Origin of the sequence: Kitasatospora sp. NPDC059571, assembly GCF_042735675.1 — a bacterium.
In the GTDB taxonomy this organism is placed as follows: Bacteria; Actinomycetota; Actinomycetes; order Streptomycetales; family Streptomycetaceae; genus Kitasatospora.
Genome location: NZ_JBHWBW010000402.1, coordinates 2,083 through 7,351 on the forward strand (window position 1 = coordinate 2,083; position 5,269 = coordinate 7,351).

Annotated in this window: 7 protein-coding genes; 6 read left to right on the forward strand and 1 reads right to left on the reverse strand. The window is 72.3% G+C overall.

Annotation, left to right across the window (positions count from 1 at the left end; translation table 11 throughout):
- Nucleotides 1–162 precede the first annotated feature (162 nt).
- From ACFV0G_RS31070 to ACFV0G_RS31090, 5 genes are all read left to right on the forward strand, one after another.
- Nucleotides 163–891: a YcnI family protein gene (locus ACFV0G_RS31070; protein WP_380555229.1), complete on the forward strand. Its 729-nt coding sequence runs from the start codon at nt 163–165 to the stop codon at nt 889–891.
- 491 nt (nt 892–1,382) lie between these two features.
- Nucleotides 1,383–1,781 (forward strand): carboxymuconolactone decarboxylase family protein, encoded by a 399-nt coding sequence (locus ACFV0G_RS31075; RefSeq protein WP_380555231.1) that lies wholly within the window; start codon nt 1,383–1,385, stop codon nt 1,779–1,781.
- Nucleotides 1,781–1,987: a hypothetical protein gene (locus ACFV0G_RS31080; RefSeq protein ID WP_380555233.1), complete on the forward strand. Its 207-nt coding sequence runs from the start codon at nt 1,781–1,783 to the stop codon at nt 1,985–1,987. Before ACFV0G_RS31075 ends, ACFV0G_RS31080 begins: the two co-directional genes overlap by 1 nt.
- A gap of 446 nt (nt 1,988–2,433) precedes the next feature.
- The gene (locus ACFV0G_RS31085) at nt 2,434–3,195 is read left to right on the forward strand and encodes a hypothetical protein (protein ID WP_380555235.1); all 762 of its coding nucleotides are present in this window, start codon (nt 2,434–2,436) and stop codon (nt 3,193–3,195) included.
- Nucleotides 3,196–3,307: 112 nt separating this feature from the next.
- Nucleotides 3,308–3,724: a hypothetical protein gene (locus ACFV0G_RS31090; protein WP_380555237.1), complete on the forward strand. Its 417-nt coding sequence runs from the start codon at nt 3,308–3,310 to the stop codon at nt 3,722–3,724.
- A gap of 100 nt (nt 3,725–3,824) precedes the next feature.
- Here the strand turns inward: ACFV0G_RS31090 and ACFV0G_RS31095 are convergent, their stop codons facing one another.
- Complete coding sequence (locus ACFV0G_RS31095) at nt 3,825–4,100, reverse strand: hypothetical protein (protein WP_380555239.1); 276 nt, start codon at nt 4,098–4,100, stop codon at nt 3,825–3,827.
- A 310-nt stretch (nt 4,101–4,410) separates the two neighbouring features.
- On the opposite strand from ACFV0G_RS31095, the gene ACFV0G_RS31100 reads away from it, so the two are divergent.
- Nucleotides 4,411–4,941, forward strand: coding sequence for a tetratricopeptide repeat protein (locus ACFV0G_RS31100; RefSeq protein ID WP_380555241.1), 531 nt, complete (start codon nt 4,411–4,413; stop codon nt 4,939–4,941).
- The last annotated feature ends 328 nt before the right edge of the window (nt 4,942–5,269 follow it).

Here is a 5,269-nt window from a genome sequence, read left to right on the forward strand (position 1 = left end):
CGCGCCGGGCCCCGCCGGGGACACCCCCCCCCCCCCCCACGCGCTCCCCCCGTGTGTGTGGGGTGCGGTTTGGCTAATCTTCAACTGCCCCCTCCCGGGGGCCGGGGGGGTGGCCCGAGTGGAGCCGTGCCGTGCCGATCTCCCGGACGGAGACCCACACCCATGCGTTCGATCGCCTCCCGCCGCCTTGCGGCAGCCGCCCTGCTCGCCGGTTCCGTCGTCCTGGCCTGCGCCGTGCCGGCGTTCGCCCACGTGACCGTGCAGCCCGGCACCGCCGCCCAGGGCGACTACACCGCGGTGGCCTTCCGCGTGCCCGACGAGAGCGACACCGCCTCCACCACCAAGCTGGAGGTCAACCTCCCCACCGACCACCCGGTGGCGTCCGTCGCCACCCAGCCGCTCCCCGGCTGGACCGCCGCCACGGAGAAGACCAAGCTGACCACCCCCCTCAAGACCGACGACGGCGACGAGATCACCGAGGCCGTCACGAAGATCACCTGGACCGCCGACGCCGGTACGAAGATCGCGCCCGGCCAGTTCCAGGAGTTCAAGATCTCGCTGGGCCCGCTGCCCACCGACACCGACAAGCTGGTCTTCAAGGCCCTGCAGACGTACGACGACGGCAGCGTCGTGCGCTGGATCGAGGACGCCAAGCAGGGCCAGCCCGAGCCCCAGCATCCCGCCCCCGTCCTGACCCTCACCAAGGCCGCCGCGGACGGGACGGCCGACGCCGCCCCGGCGAAGACCACCGCCCAGGCCGCCCCCGCCCCGACCGCCCCGACCGCCGCGTCCTCCTCCGACTCCGCCGCCCGGACCCTGGCAGTCGTGGGCATCGTCGTCGGCGTCGCAGGCGCCGCCCTCGGCGCGTACGGCCTGCGCCGCCGCTCCTAACCCGGCTCCGGGTGGGTGCCAGCAGCGCCCACCCGGATACTGGCCCGAACTCTCGCCCTCAACGTCTTCACCAACTACTTCAACAAGGCCGCCGCTGTCGACATCGACTGGACGGAGGTCAGTCACCTCTCCTGATCTCGGATCATCCCGGCCGCCGGGCGGCCCAGGCTCTGGCCCGTTCGGGTCGGCGCCGCCCCGCGGCCCGGCCGCCAGCGGGGCCGCGAGTCGCCTCAGGCCTGCCTCAGCGCCGTGCCACGCAGTAGACGTCGAGGATGCCGCCTCCGACGCGCCGCGCGGCGCCTCGGGTGCCTATGTTGGTGGTACGGCCTGATGCCGCCACCACCTGCCGGCCGTCCAAGGCGGTCGAAGGTCCGGCCCCGCGGTGACCGGGGGCCAGCGTGCGGGTGGCGGGAGCACTCGGTCCTCGGCAGCCCGCGGCCGGTGCGGACGGGGCCGGGCCGGGCATCCGGGCCGGCGAGGAGGAGGCCGTTATGGCTGCCACAGCCAACCGCGGAGAGATCGAGGCCGACATCAAGGAAACCCTCGGCCTGGTCCCGCACTTCTTCACCCGGATCCCCACTGAGCTGCTCGGCCCGGAGTGGGAGATCTTCAAGCGGATCGAACTTGGCGAGACGCTGATCCCCAACAAGTACAAGGAACTGATCGGGGTCGGGCTGCACGCCGAGACCAAGTGCAAGTACTGCACCCTGTTCCACACCGAGGCCGCCAAGCTCTTCGGCGCCACCGACGAGGAAATCCAGGAGGCCGTCCACTACGCCAAGGCCAGCCTCGGCTGGAGCGCCTACATCAACGGCATGCAGGAGGACTACGACCAGTTTGCCGCCGAGCTCGCCCAGGTCACGGACTACGTCCGCTCGAAGGCCGCCTGATGGAGCTGGAGCGCGTGCGGCCCGCCGTCCTGCGCGGCACCTTCCACGCCTACGAGCTGGCCGCTTTGGTCGCCGCCGCCCGCTACGTGGTCGACACCGCCCCCGACGACGTCCCCGCCGAATCGCTCGACCAGCTCGCGCAGCTGTTGGCCGACTACGACCGGCAGCTGCGCGAGCTGGCCTCGGCGGCCCCAGCGGAGGGGTGAGTCTCCTACCCGCCTGGGCCGTTGTTGCTCCTGGTCGAGCTCGGCGAAGCCGGCGCGCTGCGCGCGCACCCACTGCCCCAGGTTTGTGCCCTCGAACTCGGTCTTCGCCAGCAGGGGGACCCAGTCGATATCCGTTGGACTCCAGCCGCCACTGCCGGGTGGTGGCATCGGTGCGCTGCCAGGTGATGGGCCAGCGGGGCGCCCACCGGGTGGCGATCTTCTCAAGCGCCCTCCTGCACGCCGGGCTCGCCCTCGGGGACCTCGGCGGCCGCCCTCAGGGGCGAGCTGGGCCCGGATGGGGTAGCCGCCGCTCGCGGCCCGTGTGGCCGCCGCAATTCGCCTGCCGTGTGTTCCTGCGACCAGACGCAGGCCCAGTCGAGACCGGCCTCGAAGCCGGCGTCGGACACGGACCAGATCATGCCGAACGCGTTCAATATCTTCACCTGGTGTCGCGCCAACCTCCCGTTGGCGAAATCAAGTCGCTTGCCCGCTCTATCAGCAGCGTTTCCGGAAAGAAGATCGTCGGAACTCTGTTCGGCCATCATGGGGGCACCCGCCGGGACGGACTTCGGCCGGGCCGGGAGGAGCCGGTGATGACGGCCTCGGAGCAGGTGGATGCAGACGGCCTGGCGGAACTGGTGCGAGCGTGCGAGGACGTTCGCGTGCGCCTGGTCCTGGTGAAAGACGAGGGCGATCAGTGGAGGCTCCACCACGGCGAAGTCCTCCTCGACGATCTCGGCGCCGACAGGGAGGAGACCTGGTTGTACCCGACGGCGGCGTTCGTCGCCTGGAGGTTGAGGGGCTGGGTAGTGGCGGACCTGCTGCGCGGCAAGCCCACCAACATCGATCGCTTCCATGTGTCCGCCGACCAGCAGACGGTCTATGTGTCCGCCGACGACCTCCGAGGGAACCAAGCCTGGACGGGGAGGACGACGCCCTGGCCCCGGACCGAATGGACGATTCGACGGGACTCCACCGACTACCGCAACCATGGCGTGCTGGTCGGCGACACCTCGCACCCGTCCTTCCTGAATTTCGACCGGGCGGTCAGCTCCTTCCTATACCAGCGCCCCTATGACAGCCGGACACCCGTTGACCAGCTGTGGCGCGCCGGCGGGGCGCCTGGTTTCGGAAGGTCACCATCGCCCCGGACCGGCTCACCGCCCACCTCGAAGGCGACGACCTGGACGACGTGGTCCTGGAACTGAGTGAGCCCGCCGGTTCCTGGCGGCTCCTGGTCGAGGGCGCCGGCCCCCACGTTTTCGACCTGCCCCGGGGACTGCAGCCCGAGAGCCTGCTGATCACGCACCGCCGCGACAAGTGGCTCGACATGCGGCACTTCCCCGCCGTACCGCGCAGCACCCGCGACACCTCGGTCGCCAGTCCACGATCGGCTCCACCATCTGCGTCTCCGGGTGGACGACCACGGTCCGGCCGCCGACGTCCTACACCAACCCGCTCAAGGCCCAGGGCATCATCGACTACGGCTACAGCGACACCAACATGGCCGACTACGAGGAGGACCACCTCGTCCCCCTCGAGCTCGGCGGCGCACCCCGCGACCCGGGCAACCTGTGGCCCGAGCCCCACTACGGCACCAAGACCGCCTACACCAAGGACGGCGTCGAGACGAAGCTCAAGAATGCCGTCTGCGCCGGCACCATCACCCTGTCGGCCGCCCGCAGCGCGATCCGCACCAACTGGACCACCGCCCTCCAGGTCACCGGCATCGGCTGACCAGCCGCCGAAAGGGACAGCCCGACCCCCAGCCCGGGGGCCGGGCACGGCCCCGCACAGCCGGCACCCCGTGGCGGCCGCGCGTCGCCCCACCGGCGCGCTACTGCCCCCGCTCCCGATCCGGTGCGCCGCCCTTCTCGGCTGCTCCGCACGCCGCCGCGCAGGCGGCATCGGCCTGGCCCGCTCGTCCTGATCTGGCGTCGCTGGCCTGCTGACCCCCGGCCAGGGGTGAGCTGCTGCGCTGGCAGGTGCGCCCACGGCGCTGGGCCGACCGCCGCAGCATCGGCCAGTGCCGGGAGCGGATCCGCGCCAGGTCGGGGATCAGGACTGGCCGGCCGCGGGTGGCGGCCTGGCCGCCCGGGCCGTCGCCGAGCACGCTTCGAGGTCCTCGAAGCTGCGGCCGAGCGCGCCAGAGCACCAGACGAGCTCGCGCCCGGGGCCCTATCGGTGGTGAGGAGTACAGCGAGGCAGTCCACGCCGGGCGCGCGGTCCGGCCTCGTGGAGGGCGTCGAGGTCCGGGGCGCCGACTCGCCTTCGGACCAGGGCCTGTCAGTGTGCTCAGCGGTTGGGCCGGGGTGCGCCGAATCGGCGGCCCGCGCGGTCGCCGCCAGACCGGGCCGCAGCCTACCGGCGCAGGGTGTTGGTAAGGACGGCTGTTGATGAGGGGTGAATAGCCTCTCGGGCGCGTGCAGGGTCCCGACCACCCCGACACCCTCACCGCCCGGCACTACCTCGCCCACTGGCGGGGTCGGGCGGGGGATGCGGCCGATGCCGCCGCCGCCTGTGCGGAGCTGCTGGAGGACCGGCTGCGCGTGCAGGGTCCCGACCACCCCGACACCCGGCACTACCTCGCCCACTGGCGGGGTCAGGTGGGGGATGCGGCCGATGCCGCCGCCGCCTGTGCGGAGCTGCTGGAGGACCGGCTGCGCGTGCAGGGTCCCGACCACCCCGACACCCTCACCGCCCGGCACTACCTCGCCCACTGGCGGGGTCAGGTGGGGGATGCGGCCGATGCCGCCGCCTGTGCGGAGCAGCTGGAGGACCAACTGCGCGTCCTCGGCCCCGACCACCCCGGCACCCTCGCCCCCCGCCGTGGCCTCGCCCACTGGCAGGAGCAGGCAAGGGCGCGTGAACAAGAGCCGTACCGCGCCGCACGCCCCAGGCGGTCCACGACGACCCGGCGCTATCGTGCCGGAGAAATAAGTGGGTTGGTGTAGGAGGTCGGGGCGGACGGTGGCGGTCCAGCCGGAGGCGCAGATGGTGGAGCCGAGACCGGCTGAAGCCGACTACTTCTCCCAGCGGCCGCGGCGCCGGAACAAGCCAAGCGCTGGAGCCATACCCAACGAAGAGCAGAGGAACAGGCGCGCAGAGCAGGAGCGGAGACGAGATCCCGGCAACCTGATGCTGCGCGCCGATGGCGTGGTGGTTATCCGCTGCGTGGTGGCGCGGGGGGGGCCCCGGGGGGGGCCCCCCCGCGGGCGGGGGGGGGGGGGCCCGCGGGGGGGGCACGGCGCTATTGGGGCGGGGGGGGGTAACGCGGGGGAG

Bases quoted from the DNA above. Each gene is read 5' to 3' on its own strand.
- ACFV0G_RS31080 (WP_380555233.1), top strand. From the start codon at position 1,781: ATGGAGCTGGAGCGCGTGCGGCCCGCCGTCCTGCGCGGCACCTTCCAC.
- ACFV0G_RS31075 (WP_380555231.1), top strand. From the start codon at position 1,383: ATGGCTGCCACAGCCAACCGCGGAGAGATCGAGGCCGACATCAAGGAA.
- ACFV0G_RS31070 (WP_380555229.1), top strand. From the start codon at position 163: ATGCGTTCGATCGCCTCCCGCCGCCTTGCGGCAGCCGCCCTGCTCGCC.